16 protein-coding genes are annotated in these 16,001 nt (G+C 68.6%); 3 read left to right on the top strand and 13 right to left on the bottom strand.

Going from position 1 to position 16,001, the window contains the following annotated elements; translation table 11 throughout:
* Window positions 1-8 precede the first annotated feature (8 nt).
* From NI2_RS06625 to NI2_RS06660, 8 genes are read right to left on the bottom strand one after another with little or no spacing between them, the layout of a single operon-like run.
* The gene (locus NI2_RS06625) at window positions 9-962 is read right to left on the bottom strand and encodes an MlaD family protein (protein ID WP_067487490.1); all 954 of its coding nucleotides are present in this window, start codon (window positions 960-962) and stop codon (window positions 9-11) included.
* Complete coding sequence (locus NI2_RS06630) at window positions 959-2,014, bottom strand: MlaD family protein (protein WP_084476031.1); 1,056 nt, start codon at window positions 2,012-2,014, stop codon at window positions 959-961. The genes NI2_RS06625 and NI2_RS06630 overlap by 4 nt, the downstream gene beginning before the upstream one ends.
* A complete protein-coding gene (locus NI2_RS06635) occupies window positions 2,011-3,114 on the bottom strand; it encodes an MlaD family protein (RefSeq protein WP_067487829.1) in 1,104 nt (367 codons plus the stop codon). The genes NI2_RS06630 and NI2_RS06635 overlap by 4 nt, the downstream gene beginning before the upstream one ends.
* Window positions 3,114-4,124 (bottom strand): MlaD family protein, encoded by a 1,011-nt coding sequence (locus NI2_RS06640; RefSeq protein ID WP_067487832.1) that lies wholly within the window; start codon window positions 4,122-4,124, stop codon window positions 3,114-3,116. Before NI2_RS06640 ends, NI2_RS06635 begins: the two co-directional genes overlap by 1 nt.
* Entirely contained in the window at window positions 4,121-5,122 is a 1,002-nt protein-coding gene (locus tag NI2_RS06645; RefSeq protein WP_067487491.1) for an MlaD family protein, read from the bottom strand. The genes NI2_RS06640 and NI2_RS06645 overlap by 4 nt, the downstream gene beginning before the upstream one ends.
* Window positions 5,122-6,159 (bottom strand): MlaD family protein, encoded by a 1,038-nt coding sequence (locus tag NI2_RS06650; RefSeq protein ID WP_157104651.1) that lies wholly within the window; start codon window positions 6,157-6,159, stop codon window positions 5,122-5,124. Before NI2_RS06650 ends, NI2_RS06645 begins: the two co-directional genes overlap by 1 nt.
* A gap of 5 nt (window positions 6,160-6,164) precedes the next feature.
* The gene (locus tag NI2_RS06655; protein WP_067487495.1) at window positions 6,165-7,028 is read right to left on the bottom strand and encodes an ABC transporter permease; all 864 of its coding nucleotides are present in this window, start codon (window positions 7,026-7,028) and stop codon (window positions 6,165-6,167) included.
* A complete protein-coding gene (locus NI2_RS06660; RefSeq protein ID WP_307656576.1) occupies window positions 7,028-7,912 on the bottom strand; it encodes an MlaE family ABC transporter permease in 885 nt (294 codons plus the stop codon). The genes NI2_RS06655 and NI2_RS06660 overlap by 1 nt, the downstream gene beginning before the upstream one ends.
* A gap of 189 nt (window positions 7,913-8,101) precedes the next feature.
* Between NI2_RS06660 and NI2_RS06665 the strand changes: the two genes are divergently transcribed.
* From NI2_RS06665 to NI2_RS06675, 3 genes are all read left to right on the top strand, one after another.
* Window positions 8,102-9,736 (top strand): acyl-CoA synthetase, encoded by a 1,635-nt coding sequence (locus tag NI2_RS06665; protein ID WP_067487497.1) that lies wholly within the window; start codon window positions 8,102-8,104, stop codon window positions 9,734-9,736.
* Between the two features lie 10 nt (window positions 9,737-9,746).
* Entirely contained in the window at window positions 9,747-10,973 is a 1,227-nt protein-coding gene (locus NI2_RS06670; RefSeq protein ID WP_067487499.1) for a cytochrome P450, read from the top strand.
* 84 nt (window positions 10,974-11,057) lie between these two features.
* On the top strand, window positions 11,058-11,831 hold the full coding sequence (locus NI2_RS06675; RefSeq protein WP_067487837.1) for an SDR family oxidoreductase: 774 nt from the start codon (window positions 11,058-11,060) through the stop codon (window positions 11,829-11,831).
* A gap of 56 nt (window positions 11,832-11,887) precedes the next feature.
* Here NI2_RS06675 and cyp51 read toward each other — a convergent pair whose 3' ends face one another.
* From cyp51 to NI2_RS06700, 5 genes are all read right to left on the bottom strand, one after another.
* Window positions 11,888-13,237 (bottom strand): lanosterol 14-alpha demethylase, encoded by a 1,350-nt coding sequence (cyp51, locus tag NI2_RS06680; RefSeq protein ID WP_067487501.1) that lies wholly within the window; start codon window positions 13,235-13,237, stop codon window positions 11,888-11,890.
* 127 nt (window positions 13,238-13,364) lie between these two features.
* Window positions 13,365-13,952 (bottom strand): TetR/AcrR family transcriptional regulator, encoded by a 588-nt coding sequence (locus NI2_RS06685; protein WP_067487504.1) that lies wholly within the window; start codon window positions 13,950-13,952, stop codon window positions 13,365-13,367.
* Between the two features lie 32 nt (window positions 13,953-13,984).
* Window positions 13,985-14,371, bottom strand: coding sequence for a carboxymuconolactone decarboxylase family protein (locus NI2_RS06690; protein WP_067487507.1), 387 nt, complete (start codon window positions 14,369-14,371; stop codon window positions 13,985-13,987).
* On the bottom strand, window positions 14,368-15,252 hold the full coding sequence (locus NI2_RS06695) for an NAD(P)-dependent oxidoreductase (protein ID WP_067487509.1): 885 nt from the start codon (window positions 15,250-15,252) through the stop codon (window positions 14,368-14,370). The genes NI2_RS06690 and NI2_RS06695 overlap by 4 nt, the downstream gene beginning before the upstream one ends.
* Complete coding sequence (locus NI2_RS06700) at window positions 15,249-15,998, bottom strand: SDR family oxidoreductase (protein WP_067487511.1); 750 nt, start codon at window positions 15,996-15,998, stop codon at window positions 15,249-15,251. The genes NI2_RS06695 and NI2_RS06700 overlap by 4 nt, the downstream gene beginning before the upstream one ends.
* Between the last annotated feature and the right edge of the window lie 3 nt (window positions 15,999-16,001).

Consider the following 16,001-nt stretch of genomic DNA (forward strand, 5'->3'; position numbering starts at 1 on the left):
TTTCGTGCCTATTTGATGCCGATGCGCAGATGCACCGTGTCGTCGCCGAGGCCGTGCAGGGCCTGGTCGAGCAGGGCGCCGAGATCGAGATCGGGTGCGGTGGCCACGGCGTCGCGCACCACCGGTTGCAGCATCGGGCCCAAGGCCGCGGCGCTCGGCCCGATCTTCGCGAGCAGCGCGTCGAGTTCGCGCACGAACACCAGCACCCCGCCCCCGGAGAAATAGTCGGCGACCGGGCGGCTCTCGACCAGCGCCGACCCGGACTGCACGATGGCGCTGAGGGTGATGCCGAACTCGCCGAACAGCGGGCCCGCTGTGCTCAGCGACGGCCCCATCCAGTCGATGTCGGCGCCGAGGAATTGCAGGTCGGCGAACAGCTGACGCAGCCGGTCGGTGCGGCTGAGCAATGTCGCGGCCAGCAATGTGGTGGAGCGGCGCAGGGTCTGCATGGTCGCCTCGGTGTCGGCAAGGGCACGGTCGAAGGTGTCGACCAGGCCTGCCATCACCTCGGGGCGGATCTGATCGAGCAGGTCGATCAGCCGGGTGGACAGGGTGGTGATGGTCATCGGCGCGGGCACGCGGTGCGCCGGAATGCGCTGCCCGTCGGTGAGATACGGCCCCGCGTCGTCGACCGGGTCGAAACCGATGTAGGGCTCGCCGAGTGCCGAGAGCTGTTCCACGCGGATCCGGCTCGACACCGGAATCGGGTACCGCTCGTCGATCCGCAAGGCGACGAGTACCCCGCTCGCCTGCTTGCGTACCGACTCGGCCCGGCCCACCGCGATCCCGTTGAGCAGCACCGGCGCGCCGGGACCGAGCCCACCCGAGGTGCTCAGTTCCAGCTCGACGGCCAGGTAGTCGCGACGCGGGTCGATATTCAGTACCCCGAACGTCATGTACGCGACGCCGAGAACCAGCACGGCCGCGATGGCCGAGAGCGACAGCGCGGCACGGGTATTCATCGGACGGCTCCGATCATCCGCAGCAGGTCGACGATTCGCTCGGTCTGCTCGTCGGTACTCTTCGCCCCCGTGACCCCGATCTCGACCACGTCGACCTTCGGCCCGCGCTGGGCGAACGGCAGCACCTTGGTATGGATCAGGTCGACGAGCGTCTTCAGGTTCGACGGCGACGAGGTATCGAACGGTCTGCTGCCGAACAGCATCGGCACCACCGCGGCGGTCGTGGCGTCGAGCGAACCGAGCAGCGGCCCGAGCCAGGCGGCGCTCGGCGCGACCGGGCCGAGCGCGGTGAGGACGAAGATGACACCGATCTGGGCGTTGATCGCATCGGTGGTCTGGGTGACGCCGTAGGGCGTGAGCAGCTCGGCCAGCACGGGGGCGTTGTCGAGAACCCCGTCCTCGAGGGTGGCACCGAGACCGTCGAGGATCGCGTCGACCGAGTCGAGGTGATCGGCCAGGTCCGACAGGTCCGTGCCGAGGGTTTCGGACAGGCGGGCGGTGTCGCCCGGATCGGCGGGCAGCACCCCGTTCATCGTGGTGACGATGTCCTGCAGATCGGTGACCGCGCCGGTGCCGATGAACACCGACAGCGTGGCGAGAATGTCCTCGATGGCCGGGGCGCGGGCGGTGTCGGCCAGCGGGATCGTCGCGCCAGGTCCCAGCGTGCCGGTGGTGGATTCGCTCGGTTCGGTGAGCGCGATGTGCACGTCGCCCAGTGGGGTGTTCTGGCGCAGCTCGGCCGTGGTGCCCACCGGCAGCCGAACCGTGTCGTCGATCTCGACGTCCGCTGTGGCATGGCCGTTTTCGCTGAGGGCGACCGACGAGAGCTTGCCCACCCGGACACCGTCGGCGATCACCTTCGCGCCCTGCGGCAGGTTGAGGACACTGGCGAATTCGATGCGCAGCCGATAGGTGGGTTCGCCGGCGCCCGGCAGAACCGTTCCGCATCCGAGCAGGGTGCAGGCCGCTACGACGATCAGGAACAGGTGTCGTAGCCGACCGCGCCTCCCGAGGGGAAGCTGGTTCCGCAACCGGCACGTCGTCGACCTCATCGCCCACTCACCGCCGCGAGCAGGGCCGGAAGCGCGGGCAGAGTGAGCGTTCCGTCCGGCGCGAGAGCACACGGTTGCCCGGTCACCGCCTGGATTGCCGCACACACGTGTGGTGAGTCGACTTGGGGCACAGCCAGTTTCGGAGGCGCGTACCCGATGGTGGGGCGCCCACTGTCCGGATCGATACTCGCGGCGAAGCCGGCGGCGAGGGCGGGGGTGAGCTCGATGACTTCGGCAACCGAGCCGAATCCCGCCGTCAGCAGTGCGGGCAGGTCGGCGATCTTGTCGAGCGCACGGACCGCCGGGGTGCCGATCATCATCATCACGTCGTTGAGCTGGGGCAGGACCTGGATCAGATAGGTCACGATGTCGATGATCGGTGGGAAGGCGATGGTGACGATGTCGTCGAACGTCCGTGGTAGCTCGATCGTCATCGCCCGCACGGTGTCCCACCCGTTGCGGGCGTGCCGTACCAGCTCGGTGAGGGCGTCGATGAGACTGCCGAGGTGCCCGATCGCGGCATCGGGGGCGGCCAGCGCCCGGCCGAGCTGGTGCAGGACCGCGTTGATGTCGTCGCCGGTGCCCGCGGTCGCCCGGTCGAGCGCCGACAAGCCCGAGCCGAGGGCCGTGCGCTGCGCGGGATCGTCGGCGGCATTCAGTTCGTCGGCCAGCCCGGCGAGCGCGTCGAACGTCTCCGAAAGACTCAGCGGAGTCAGTGTTCTGGTGATGCACGTGCCCGGCTCCCAGCCACCGGCAGCCGGTTCGTCGCCGACGAGAGCGAGATGGCGATCGGCCACCAGGGTGTCGCTCACGGTCACCGCGCCCACATCCGTGGGCAGCCGGCGATCGGCGCGCACGGTGAACCGCACCCGAGCCGAGGCGCCGTGTGGCTCGATGCCGGTGACCTCACCGACCGGGATGCCGAGCACGGTGACGGAGCTGCCCCGGTAGAGCCCGATGCTGTCGGGCATGTCCGCGCAATAGGTGCGCACCGGCGGCGCGGGCCGTGACAGCTGTAGTGCCACCGCGCCCGCGAGGACGACGACAAGCACCACCGCCGTTGACATGAACCCGCGCGAACCGAGCAGGCGTGTCACCATCAGCACCCACCTCCCGGAACCGGCACACAGATACGGTCCGGCACGATCGTCACCGTGGAGTGGTCGATGCTCACCCCGTCGCCACCGGCGAGCAGCGGCGTCAATCGCTGTTCCAGTGCCACCAGTGCTTCGAAGAGCGAACCCAGGTGCGTGCCGAGGTTTTCCAGGCCCGCGACGGCGTCGGCGAGCGGTTGCGCGCGGGCTCGCAGGTCGCGGTCCCAGGCCCGGCCGAGCGGGGACGCCTTGCGCAGCACATCGGACAGGTCGCCCAGAGCCTGGCTCACGATGGCCTTGTTGGTCTGCACCAGCGTTTCCAGGGTGTGCAGGTTGCGCACCAGTTGGGCGAGCACCTGCGAACTGCCGTTCAGCGCGGTCAGGTACTCGTCGGCGAAGGCGAGCGCGCGGGAGATGTCGGCGTTCTGGGTGTTCAGCACCGCGACGAAGTCACCGGCGGCGCGCAGCGCCGACCGGAAAGCGTCGGGACTGTTGTCGAACGAGGTGGACAGGGCGGCCAGGTTCTGTCGCAGCACCGAGCCGTCGATCTCGCGCACGGGTCGTACCGCGTCCTGGAAGACCTCGGTGAGGTTGTAGGGCAGGATCACCCTCTCCCGGGGGATCACGGCCGAACCCAGCGCAGCCGTGCCCGCCGGTCGCAGGGCGACGTAGTAGCCGCCCACCACCGTCAGCATGCGGATCTCCAGGATCGTCTGATCGCCGACGGCCACGTCCTCGCGCACGGTGAACGTCATCCGTACCCGATCCGCCAGCAGGTCAAGCGTCCGTACCCGGCCGACACCGATCCCCGCGATCCGTACATCGTCGCCTTCGCGCAGCGCACCCGCATCGGCCAGTTCGGCGTGGTACACCCGCTCGGCATCCGTCCCGACCACCGCGACCACACCAAGCGCGATCATGAGCAGCACGGCACCGCACAGCCCGGCCAGCCCCCAGCGCAGGTCACCGGCACGCCCGTCCGTGCGCCGGCCGAGCAAGGCGCGCAGTCGTGTCATCGGGTGCGGCACAGCGTCACCCCCTGTCCGTCGAACAGCACCCGCAACGGCTCCGGCGCCGCCGCGACCCCATGAGTGCACGTGCCCGCCCGCCCGTTCGCGGGCACGGTGGCCGCCATGGTCTGGATGAGCCCCGGCAGTCCGGCGAAGACCTCGGCCGCCACCTGCGGATCGGGAAACGCGTTGCGCAACACCAGGTCCAGATCGCTGCCCTCGTCACCGGTGATGCCCGCGACGGTCAGCATCGACCGGATCGGTTGCAGCACCGGGGGAATGGCAACGGAGAAATCGACCAGGCCGGGCAGCTTGTCGGCGATGGCGGTGAACAAGCCGGTGAGGTTGGTCAGCATCCGCACCGCCTGCGCCGACTTACCGCCGAGGCGCTCCGCGATCACGGCCAGATTCCGCACCAGCGTCGACAGCACGACCTGCCGGTCGGAGGCGTAGCGGCTCAGGGTGTCGACCGCGTCGAGAGCGGGACCCAGACCGGCGCCGTCCCCCTGGATCACGGCGAGCAGGCTGGTGGTGAACCGGTTGATCTCCTCGGTGGACAGCTGCGCGAGGACCGGCTGCAAACCCTTGAACAGTGTGGTGATGTCGAACGAAGGAACGGTTTCGGCGGTTCCGAACACTTGCTCGGGCGCGCGCGGTGTGCTCGGCCGCGGCGGTGCGACGATCTCCAGATACCGGAAGCCGGTGAGGTTCTGGTACCGAACGGCGATGGTGGCGGCCGTGTCGACCGGGTGCGCGCGCAGCACGGTGAACCGGACGCGGGCCAGTGCGCCGTCGAGCTCGATCCCCGACACCTTGCCGACCGCGACACCGTGCAACCGCACGTCGTCGCCCGTGCGCAACCCGTTGGCATCGGTGAACAGCGCGATGAAGGACTCGGTGTCGCCGCGCACCGGTCGCTCGATCAACCGGAAGATCCCGGCCAGCGCGACGGCGGTGAGCGTCAGTGCGATCGCCACCCGCACGGCGAGCCCGCGAGTCCTCATCAGCGCCCTCCGCTCGGCAGCAGCGCGGCCAGCGGCCCGGCCAGACCCGGCACGGTGTCGAGTTCGACCGAGACCCGGAGCGCGGGGCCGTCGGGGGTGTCACGGAACGCGGCGCCCAGGCGTTCGAGCAGCGTGGCGAGCTGATCCGCCGATCGTCCCGGTAAACCCATGGTCGCGGACACCTCGTCGAGCAGCAGCGTGGCCATCGGCATCATGTCGCCGAAATGTGTTCGCGCGGTGGTCATCAGCGCGGTGACGGCGGGCAGGAGCTGGTATTGCATATCGCCCCAGAACTGCCCGAACCGCGCGATGTTCGCCGGTGAGCGCAGGTACTCGTTGGTGTAGGCGGCCTCGAGCACGTCGACGGCGCCGGTCAGCATCGGCGGCATACCGGCCAGCACCGAACCGAAGGAACTCGCCAGCTCCGACGGCGGCAGTTCGCGGGTGTCGGCGTAGGCGCGCAGGGTGGCGCCGAGGGCTTCCAGCAGCGGGGTGAAGGCACGCAGGTCACCGGCGATGGTGTGCAGCAGCGCGGCCAGTTTCGGGGTGAGTACCTGCTCGACGAGTCCGCCGGTGGAGCGCAGCAGCGCCGCCAGCGTGGCGTCGCGGACGCGGCCGTCGTCGAGGTCGACCGAGGACGCGTTCCCGAGCTCGGTGCCACCGGGCCGCGCCACGAGATTCAGCGCGCTGATGCCGAACAGATTGCCCGGCGCGAACTCGACATCGACGGTGTCGGTGAGCCCGAACAGCTGCGGCCGGTCGAGCACGAGGGTGAGCTGTTCGCGCCCCCGCCCGGCCGGTGCGATGGCCTCGACCGTCCCGACCCGCACCCCGTCGAGACGGACATCGGTGCCGGGGGCGATGCCCGCACCGACCCGCTCGGTTCGCAACGTCACCCGGATCTGCTCGGCGGCAAGAGATTCCGGCCACACCTGCCAAGCCAGCACGCTCGCCAGCGCGACCAGGAGCGCGCAGACACCGAGCACGCGGGCACGCAAGGGCCCCACCTCGGTCCCGGGAAGTGCGTACGGAGGCATGCGCGTCACCCCGTGAACGTGATCGGGGAGCGCCAGCCCCACAGGACGACGGTGGCCACCATGTCGAGCGCGATGATCGCCACCAGGCTGGCGCGGATGGCGCGCCCCGAACCGATCCCGACACCTTCGGGTCCACCGACCGCGAAATAGCCCTGGTAACAATGGATCAGGACCACCGCGACGGCGAACACCACCACCTTCACGGTCGCGGCGAACACATCCCAGCCGAGGACGAACTGGTCGAAGTAGTGGTCGTAGGTCCCGGTCGGCACCTCGTGGATCGATGTCACGATCAGCTGACACGACAGATAGCTCAGGATCAGCGCCACCACGAAAGCCGGTGCCACCGCGACGATCCCGGCCACCACCCGGGTGGTGACCACGAACGGCACCGACCGGATCCCCATGGATTCGAGTGCGTCGATCTCCTCCGAGATCCGCATCGACCCGATCTCCGCCGTCATCCGGCAGCCCGCCTGTGCGGCGAAACCCACCCCGGCCGCGATCGGTGCCAGCTCCCGAGTCACCCCGAACGCGGAGATGAGCCCGCTGAGCTGCCCGAGTGCCAGCGCGTCCAGCGCGTGATGGGCCTCGATGCCGATGGAGGCACCCATCGCCGCACCCATCAGCAACATCAGCGGCACCACCCCGCCGCCGACGATCACCGAGCCGCGCCCCCAGGTCATATCGGTGATCGCGGTGAGTGTCTGGCGCCGGTAGTGCGCGAGGGTGTACGGCACCGACGACAGCACCTGCCAGCAGAACCCGATCACGAACCCGAGTGACTCCACGGGGCGCACCGGTCCGATGCGGCGGCGCAGCCGGCCGATCCAGCGCACTCCGAACGGCAGATACGGGCTCGCGGTCATCAGGCCGCCCGCAGTGGAACGAACACCGTGATCACCTGGGTGACAACGGTATTGAGCACAGTGATCGCCGCGACCGACATCACCACCGCCGCGTTGACACCGTCGGCCACCCCGCGTGGTCCACCCCGCGCCTCCAGCCCGCGCTGACAGGCGATCACCACCACGAGGAACCCGAACATCAGCGACTTCACCAGCGACACCCACACATCCAGCGAGGTGGTGAACGCGCCGAAGGAGTCCCAATAACTGCCCGGCGTGACGTCGAGGGCGGTGACCGCCACGCCGTATCCGGCGGCGATCCCGACGACGATGATGAGCACGTCGAGCAGCGGCGCGATCAGCATCATGGCGGCGATGCGCGGAACGACCAGGCGCTGCACCGGATCCACGCCCATCACGCGCATGGCGTCGACTTCCTCGCGCACGGTGCGCGCACCGAGGTCGGCGGCGATCGCGGCGGCGCCCGCCCCGCCGAGCAGAATGCCCGCGGCCATCGGCGCGCCCTGTTTGATCACCCCCAGCCCGCCCGCGGCGCCGATCATCGAGTCGGCGCCCAGCTGGGAGACGATATTGCCGACCTGGGTGGACAGGATCACCCCGAACGGCACGGCCATCAGCACGGCCGGAATCGCGGTCACCTTCACCAGGAACCAGGCCTGTTCCAAGGCCTCGTGCACCGGAAATCGCAGGCGCACGGCGTCGTTCGCGCCGATCCGCACGGCCGAGGTGCCCATGCGCAGGGCGCGGCCGAAGGTGGCCAGCGCCGACAGCACGGTGTCGGCGAAGTTGCGGCGCAGCACCGCGCCCGCGGTGCGTGGCTGCGCGAGTGGCTCGGCGTCGGTGGAATGGCCGTGCCCGGCTCGCGATGTGGTCCGCCCGAACAATGCACACCCCCTCGGTGTTCGAATGCCCGTTCAATTGCCTGGACACCAGTCTGGACGGTACTACACCCAGCTTCGGCGGAAGGTCGTAATCGCGAATCGCTCCGAACGAGAGCGATTCTCCGTATCATGGACACCTGTCTGGACAGAAATTCAGAAATAGCGAACCGGTATCGAGTTGCGAGGCACTGCATGGTTGGTTTCAGTTTGTCGAACGTATTCGCGACCGTGGCGGCGGCGATTCCGGAGCGCGAATTCCTCGTGCACGGTGACCGCCGGGTGTCCTATGCCGAAACCGACTGCAGGGTAACGGGATTCGCGAAATTCCTGGCCGCGCGGGGGATCGGTGCCGAGGTCGAGCGGACCGCCCGGCATTTGTCCGGGCAGGACCATTTGGGCGTCTATTTGCGCAACGGCACGGAGTACCCGGAGATCTTGATCGGTGCCTACCGGGCGCGCGCGGTGCCTTTCAATATCAACTACCGCTACGTCGAAGAGGAATTGCTGTACCTGCTCCGCGACGCCCGGGCACGAGTGCTGGTGTACCACGCCGAATTCGCCCCACGGGTGGCCGCGGTACTGCCCACGCTGACCGACCCGCCGCTCCTGATCCAGGTCGCCGACAGCAGTGGCAACGACCTGTTGCCGGGCGCGATCGACTACGAGACCACCGTCGCCACCACCGAGGGCGAGCTGCCGGAACCCGACGGCGACGATCTGTACCTGCTCTACACCGGCGGCACCACCGGGATGCCCAAGGGTGTGCTGTGGCGTCAGGACGACATCTACCTCGCCGCCATGGGCGGCACCCGCTTCGGCACCGGCGTGCGACTGGATTCCTATGCGGAACTGGCCGATTCGGCCACGGTCACCGGCGGCGCCTACCGCTTGGTCGTCGCCGCCCCGTTCATGCACGGCGCCGCCCAGTGGTTGCTGTTCCAGTGCGTCACCAACGGCGGAACCCTGGTGCTGCCCACCGTCGTCGACCGCTTCGACGCCACCTCGGTCCTCGAGGCCGTGGCCAGGGAGAACGTGATCGCCCTTCCACTCGTCGGTGACGCCATGGCGCGACCGATCGTCGCCGAACTCGAGCGGCGCTACTACGACCTGCCGTCGCTGGCCGCCGTGCACAACGCAGGCGCCCCGCTCACCCCGGCCGTGCGACAGCGATTGATCGCGGCCTTCGGCAAACCCGTACTCGTCGTCGACTCGGTGGGCTCCTCGGAGTCCGGCATCCAGATGACCCAGGTCTACGACGCCGACGCCCGAACCACAGCGAGCAGCTTCGTCCCCGCCGACACCGACACCGCCGTGATCGACGAGGACCTCACCCGGCTGCTCGACGAACCGGGCGCCTCGGGCTGGCTGGCGCGCAAGGGCCGCATCCCGCTGGGCTATCTGGGCGACGAGGAGAAGACACGGCGCACCTTTCCGGTCGTCGACGGTGTGCGCTGGTCCATCGCGGGTGATCGCGCGAAGGTGCTGGGCGACGGCCGGATCGAACTGCTCGGCCGCGACAACCTGACGATCAACTCCGGCGGCGAGAAGATCTTCGTCGAAGAGGTCGAGCGCGCCGTCGCCGCCCACGCGAGCGTGCTCGACGTGGTCGTGGTCGGCAGACCGTCACAGCGGTGGGGTAGCGAGGTCGTCGCCCTAGTGCAGATGGGCGACGAGACCGTCACCGATGCCGAGCTGCTCGATGAATGCGCCAAGCACATCGCCCGCTACAAACTGCCGAAAGCCATTCTGCGCTGTCGCGAAATCCTGCGCTCGCCCACCGGCAAGGCCGACTACCGGTGGGCGCGCGGCGTCGCGACGCGGATGTGAGGAGATCCCGATGCCCCCACTCACCCTGCCCGCCGGCCTCGACTTCTCCGACCCGGGACTCTGGGCACAGCGCACGCCCGTCGAGGAATTCGCGATGTTGCGCGAGGCCGCCCCGGTGTGGTGGAACGCGCAGTCCGACGACATGTGCGTGCCCCACGACGACGGCGGATTCTGGGTCGTGAGCCGTCACGAGGACGTGCGAACGATCTCGCGCAACCCCACCCTGTTCTCCGCGAGCACCAAGGGTTCGGTGATCCGCTTCCCCGGCACCGTCACCGCCGACACCTTCGAAGCGACGAAATCCATGCTCCTCAACATGGATCCGCCCAAGCACTCGGCCGTGCGCCGCATCATCTCGCGCGGATTCACCCCACGCGCGGTCGAGGCGCTGCGCGCCGCGCTGGCCGAACGCGCCGAGGCCATCGTGCACGCCGCCCGTGCGACCGGCGGCGGCGACTTCGTCCACCAGGTGGCGCGCGAGCTGCCGCTGCAGGCCATCGCCGAACTGTTCGGCATCCCGCAACCGGATCGGCTGCGCCTGTTCGACTGGTCCAACCAGATGCTCAATTTCGACGACCCCGAATACGGCGACCCCATCGGCGCCACCGCGGATCTGCTCGGCTACGCCTGGCAGCTGGCCGAATCGCGACGCCTCGACCCCGCCGACGACCTGGTGTCGAAACTGGTCACCGCCGATATCGACGGCGGCTCACTGACACCCGACGAATTCGGCTTCTTCATGATCCTGCTGACCGTCGCGGGCAACGAGACCACCCGTAATGCCACCACTCACGGCATGAAGGCCTTCGTGGATCATCCGGAGCAGTGGGAACTCTTCCGCGCGCAGCGCCCACGCACCGCCGCCGACGAGATCGTCCGCTGGGCGACTCCGGTGATCGCGTTCCAGCGCACGGCCACCGAGGACACCGAACTGAGCGGTCAGCCGATCCGCGCGGGGCAGCGGGTCGCGATGTTCTACAGCTCGGCCAATTTCGACGAATCGGCCTTCGGCAACCCCTTCACCTTCGACATTCTGCGAGACCCCAACCCGCACCTGGGTTTCGGTGGTACAGGCCCGCACTACTGCGTAGGCGCGAATCTGGCGCGACTGCAACTGGAGCTGATCTTCGGGGCCATTGCCGACGCCATGCCGCGCCTACGGCAGGTGGCCGAGCCGACCAGGCTGCGGTCGAGCTTCGTCAACGGGATCAAGCACTGGCAGGTCGCCTACGAGTGAGGCGGATCGCCGGTCGCCGGGACCGATCCGTAGTAATGTCCAGACAGGTGTCCAGGCTCGTCTGGACGAAAGGAAGGTGTGACCATGCCACGATTCGAACCCCACCCGCCGGCGCGCCCCGCCCTGGTCACCGGCGGCTCGTCCGGCATCGGCGCCGCCACCGCGAAAGCCCTTGCCGAACTGGGTCATCCGGTCGCGCTCGGTGCCCGGCGCGAGGCCGAGTGCGAGGCCGTCGCGGCGGCCATCCGGGAGAAGGGTGGCACCGCGTTCGCCCACCGGCTCGATGTCACCGACAACGACTCGGTGGAGGAGTTCGTCGCCGCCGCGCAGCGCGAACTCGGCGACATCGAGATCCTGGTTTCGGCCGCCGGGGTGGTGAAATTCGGGTGCGTGCACGAGCTGTCCTCGGCCGACTTCGTCCGCCAGCTCGACCTGCACCTGGCGGGCCCGCAGCGCCTGCTGCGCCTGCTCGTGCCAGGCATGATCGAGCGGCGCCGCGGCGACGTGGTGCTCATCGGCTCGGACTGCTCGGTGACGCCACGTCCGCGCACCGGCGCCTACAGCGCCGCCAAGGCGGGCATCGAGACCCTGGCCACTCAGATGCGGATGGAGCTGGAGGGCACCGGCGTTCGCGTGTCGCTGGTCCGCCCCGGTCCCACCGCTACCGAGATGGGCACCGACGCGACCGTCGAGGACATCGAGCCGCTGCTGAAGGACTGGGCACGCTGGGGCTTCGCACGCCACCCCTACATGTTGCGCGCCGCCGACCTGGCCGACGCCGTCACCGCGGTGGTGTCCACGCCGCGCGGTGCCCATGTGATCGTCAGCGAGGTGCAGCCCGAGTCGCCGCTGCGCTGACTCGCCAGACGTCGAAAGCCGCCCCGAACCTTCCGGGGCGGCTTTCGCGTGTGACGTCAGCGGCGCCTGCGGTAGCGCACCCGGCACGGCTGCTGCAGCTGCACGACCATCTTGGAGTGATCGTTGCGATAGCTGTCCGACGGCTGCGCCATCTCGAACTCCCAGTCGCGCAACAGGATCGAGAAGATCGCCTTCATCTGCATGAGGGCGAACGCGGCACCGACGCAGCGATGCCTGCCCGCGCCGAACGGGATCCAGGTCCAGCGGTTGACGATATCGGCCTGTTCGGGGTCGATATAGCGGCCGGGATCGAAGGCGTCGGGATCGGGGAAGCATTCGGGCAGCCGGTTGGACACCGCCGGGGTGGCCGCCACCAGGTCGCCCGGCGCGATGCGGTGCCCACACACCTCGAACTCGTCCCTGGCCACCCGCATCAGGATGATGAGCGGTGGATGGAGCCGCAGCGTCTCCTTCAACGCCGCTTCCAACCGCGGAATCCGGCGCAGCGCACGGAAACTCACCTCGGTGTCGTCGGTGAAGAGGCTGTCGAGCTCCCCGACCACATCGGCGAGCGTGTCGGGGTGGCGCAGCAGTTCGATCATCGTCCACGCCGAGGTCCCCGAGGTGGTGTGGTGACCGGCGAACATCATCGAGATGAAGATGCCGGTGACCACCGACGCCGAGAAGCGCGGTGCGCCCTGTTCGTCGCGCACCGACACCAGCACGTCGAGCAGATCGCGTTCCTCCTTGCCCTGGGGAGGCGCGGCGATGCGGCGGTCCATGATCTCGCCGACCAATTCGACGAGTCGGCGCCGCGATTCGTCGCGTTTACGGAAGCTCTCGATCGGCATATACGGATCGACGTAGGCCAGTGCGTCGGTGCCGCGCTCGAGATCGTGATAGAGCTCGGCGAAACGGCTGTCGAGTTCATTGCGGAATTTGGTGCCGATGAGGCAGGCCGAGGAGGTGTAGATGGTGAGCTCGGCGAAGAAGCCGAGCAGATCTATTTCGCCGGAATCGCCCCAGTCCGCGATCATCCGGTCCACTTCGTGCGAAATCGTCGCCGCATGGCCGCGCATGTAGTCGGCGCGCAACGCCTGATTGTGCAGCATCTCCTTGCGCCGCTCCGGGCTGGCGTCGAAGACGACGCCCTCGCCGAAGATCGGCTTCATGAAGGGATACGCGGCCTCCTGGTCGAGGTCCTCGTCGCCGGCGCGGAAGAAGAATTCATTGGCCTCGGCGCCCGAGAGCAACACCACGTCGCGCCCGGCCAACTCGAAAACGCCCACGTCGCCACATTCCTCGCGCACCCGGCGCATGAGGGCGATCGGGTCGGAACGCAGTTCCTCGAGGTGACCGTGCTCGTGTTCGCCGCCGGAGACCCGTCGCGGTTTCAGAAGCGTCATCGAAGACCTTTCAATCTCTGGGTCATATAGACACGTGTCCAGACGGTACTACAGTTCTCGGGCGTGGCGCAATGCGCGAAAAAGCCGCCACCCGGTTACCGGATGACGGCTTCTGTTGTCGCGGAGACTATTTCAGGATCAGGTAGACCGATTTCTCGATCCGGTCCGCCATTTCGTCGTAGGTCCCGTATCCCATCCCGGCACGCACCAGCGCGCCCGCGTAGAGCAATTCGAACGCCTCGAGCACATCCGGATCGTGGTCGGGACCCAGCGCCCGCGCGATCCGCTGCCGGATCTCCAGGCCGATCCGCACCCGCAGATGCGACACGTCGGGGTCCTGGCCGAGCAGGGCGCTGGTCACGGCACCCGCCAGCTCGTTCTCCCCGCCGACCATCAGCGACACCTGCCGCAGCGTCTCGACGACCCGCTCGGCCGCCGACTTGTCGTCGTCGTGTTCGAGCTGCGGCGTCTGCAGCAGGCGACGCCAGAACACCTCGGCGACGAGGTGTTCCTTCGACGAGAAATAGGTGTAGGCGGTCGCGGTTCCCACCCCCGCGGCGGCGGCCACCTGGCGCACGGTGAGTCCGGAATAACCCTGCTCGGTGATGACGTCGACGGCGGCGCGGGTGAGCCGGTCGACCGTATCGGCCTGTTTCTCGGTCAGGCGCCTGCGCGTGGCCTCGAGAATCGCGGGATCAGAATGGTTTTCGGACACAATTCCATATTAGTCGCAGGTGCATGGGATACCTATTTGGGCCTGCGCATGCGCGGTTCGCCGCCCCCGCGTGCCCGTTCGGAAACGGTGCTGATCGCGGTATCGAGCCGGGTTCCGTTGGGCCAGCCGACATAGTGGCACAGGAACAGGGCGATTTCGCGGAGCTGTTCCTCGGTGAGCTCTTTGTTGTGCAGGGCGGCGTGGATCTGGATTTCGGCGGTTTCCATGCGGCCCTGGGCGGCGAGCGCGCCGAGCAGCAGCAGCCGGCGGTCGCGGTCGGTGAGTCCGGGGCGCGACCAGATCTCGGCGAAGAGGTGATCGACGGTGGTGGCGAAGAACGCGCCGTCGATCTCCGGCGGTTGCCAGCCGTAGACCTCTTTCATGCGGGCCAGGCCGCGGGCGCGGGCGTCGTCGGTCATGTGCTGCTCCTGTCGGATGTGGGGACCCGAAGGCCGAGACCTTCGGCGAGATGCTCGAAACCCATTCGGGCGAGCGGTAATTCGACGCCGAGCCGGGCGCCGAGGTCCAGGGCCAGCGCCAGATCCTTCTCGCCCAGGTCGCGTACGTGCGACATGATCGGCAGCCACGGATCGCCCTCGGCGAGGCGGGCGGTGGACTCGCGCCACAGGATGGCACCCGGTCCGCCGGTGACGGCGTCGGAGTGGCGCACCACCTCACCGAGGCGGCGGATGTCGAGCCCGGCCGACTCGGCCAGGCGCGAGGCCTCGGCGGCGGCGGCGAAGGCGACGAAGTGCACCAGATTGCGGGCGAGCTTCATCCGGGTACCCGCACCCACCGGGCCCGCGTGCACCACGAGATCGGCGAAGCGGGCGAACGGGGACCGCACCGCCTCGAACGCGGTCTCGCTGCCGCCGATCATGACCGCGAGGCGCCCCTGTTTCGCGCCGGGCGCACCACCGCTGACGGGTGCGTCGACCAGCTCGACCTCGTGGCGCGCGCATTCCTCGGCCAATTCGATCGCCGTGCTGTCGGCGATGGTCGAATGCACGGCGACCACCGTGCCCGCGGCGGCCGTCGACAGAATTCCCTGCGGACCGGTCAGCACATCGCGGACCTGGGCGTCGTCGAGGACGGTCACCGAGATCACCGCCGCGCGGGCAGCGACCTCGGCCGGTGTCGCCGCCACCGCGACACCCGCGGCGGCGAACTTCTCGGTGGCATCGGCCCGCGCGTCGCACACCACCAGGCCGCCCGGCCAGTCGACGAGCCTGCGCGCCATGGGCGCACCCATGTTGCCCAGCCCGATGTAGCCGAGACGTGGCGCGTTGTCGGTGGTCATGAGCGGATCACCTGACCGCCGTCGACATTGAAGATCTGCCCGGTCACCCAGGCGGCGTCGTCGGAGAGCAGATACAGGCAGGCGCCGACGAGATCCTGCGGTGTGCCCATCCGCTTGAGCGGCAACCGCTTCACCATGTCGTCGACGATGACCGACGGCGTGATCGTCTTGGTCGCCTCGGTATCGATGGGGCCCGGGGCGATGGCATTGATCCGGATGCCGGAGCTGCCGAGCTCGTGTGCCAGCTGCTGGGTGAGGCCGTTCACGCCGACCTTGGCCAGCCCGTAGAAGCTCGAATAGGTCCACGCGGCGGTGGAGGACTGGTTCACGATGGACCCGCCACTGGCGCGCATCGTCGGCCAGACCGCGCGGGTCACGTTCAGCGCGCCGTCGAAGTTCACGCTCATGAAGTGCTTGTAGTAGTCCCACGGCACCGTGAGCAGCAGGTTCAGCTTCATGGTCCCGTAGATGGCCGCGTTGTTCACCAGATGGTCGATGCCACCGAACTTCTCGACGGTGAACGCGGCGAGCGCGGCCGCGGAATCCGGGTCGGCGACATCGACCTCCCGGAAAGCGGCGACACCGCCGGCCGCGGTGATCTCCTTGGCGACCGATTCGCCCGCCTCGGCATTGATGTCGGCCACCACCACTCGGGCGCCCTCGGCGGCGAGCGCCTTGGCGTAGGCCGCGCCGATACCCTGTGCCGCGCCGGTGACGATCGCGGTCCGGTCGGTGAAACGTGTCATGTC

It is taken from the genome of Nocardia ignorata NBRC 108230 (assembly GCF_001612905.1).
Lineage (GTDB): Bacteria > Actinomycetota > Actinomycetes > Mycobacteriales > Mycobacteriaceae > Nocardia > Nocardia ignorata.

Excerpts from the sequence above, each read along its gene's own strand:
- NI2_RS06625 (WP_067487490.1), bottom strand. The coding sequence starts at position 962 with ATGAATACCCGTGCCGCGCTGTCGCTCTCGGCCATCGCGGCCGTGCTG.
- NI2_RS06630 (WP_084476031.1), bottom strand. The coding sequence starts at position 2,014 with ATGAGGTCGACGACGTGCCGGTTGCGGAACCAGCTTCCCCTCGGGAGG.
- NI2_RS06635 (WP_067487829.1), bottom strand. The coding sequence starts at position 3,114 with ATGGTGACACGCCTGCTCGGTTCGCGCGGGTTCATGTCAACGGCGGTG.
- NI2_RS06640 (WP_067487832.1), bottom strand. The coding sequence starts at position 4,124 with ATGACACGACTGCGCGCCTTGCTCGGCCGGCGCACGGACGGGCGTGCC.
- NI2_RS06645 (WP_067487491.1), bottom strand. The coding sequence starts at position 5,122 with ATGAGGACTCGCGGGCTCGCCGTGCGGGTGGCGATCGCACTGACGCTC.
- NI2_RS06650 (WP_157104651.1), bottom strand. The coding sequence starts at position 6,159 with ATGCCTCCGTACGCACTTCCCGGGACCGAGGTGGGGCCCTTGCGTGCC.
- NI2_RS06655 (WP_067487495.1), bottom strand. The coding sequence starts at position 7,028 with ATGACCGCGAGCCCGTATCTGCCGTTCGGAGTGCGCTGGATCGGCCGG.
- NI2_RS06665 (WP_067487497.1), top strand. The coding sequence starts at position 8,102 with ATGGTTGGTTTCAGTTTGTCGAACGTATTCGCGACCGTGGCGGCGGCG.
- NI2_RS06670 (WP_067487499.1), top strand. The coding sequence starts at position 9,747 with ATGCCCCCACTCACCCTGCCCGCCGGCCTCGACTTCTCCGACCCGGGA.
- NI2_RS06675 (WP_067487837.1), top strand. The coding sequence starts at position 11,058 with ATGCCACGATTCGAACCCCACCCGCCGGCGCGCCCCGCCCTGGTCACC.
- cyp51 (WP_067487501.1), bottom strand. The coding sequence starts at position 13,237 with ATGACGCTTCTGAAACCGCGACGGGTCTCCGGCGGCGAACACGAGCAC.
- NI2_RS06690 (WP_067487507.1), bottom strand. The coding sequence starts at position 14,371 with ATGACCGACGACGCCCGCGCCCGCGGCCTGGCCCGCATGAAAGAGGTC.
- NI2_RS06695 (WP_067487509.1), bottom strand. The coding sequence starts at position 15,252 with ATGACCACCGACAACGCGCCACGTCTCGGCTACATCGGGCTGGGCAAC.
- NI2_RS06700 (WP_067487511.1), bottom strand. The coding sequence starts at position 15,998 with ATGACACGTTTCACCGACCGGACCGCGATCGTCACCGGCGCGGCACAG.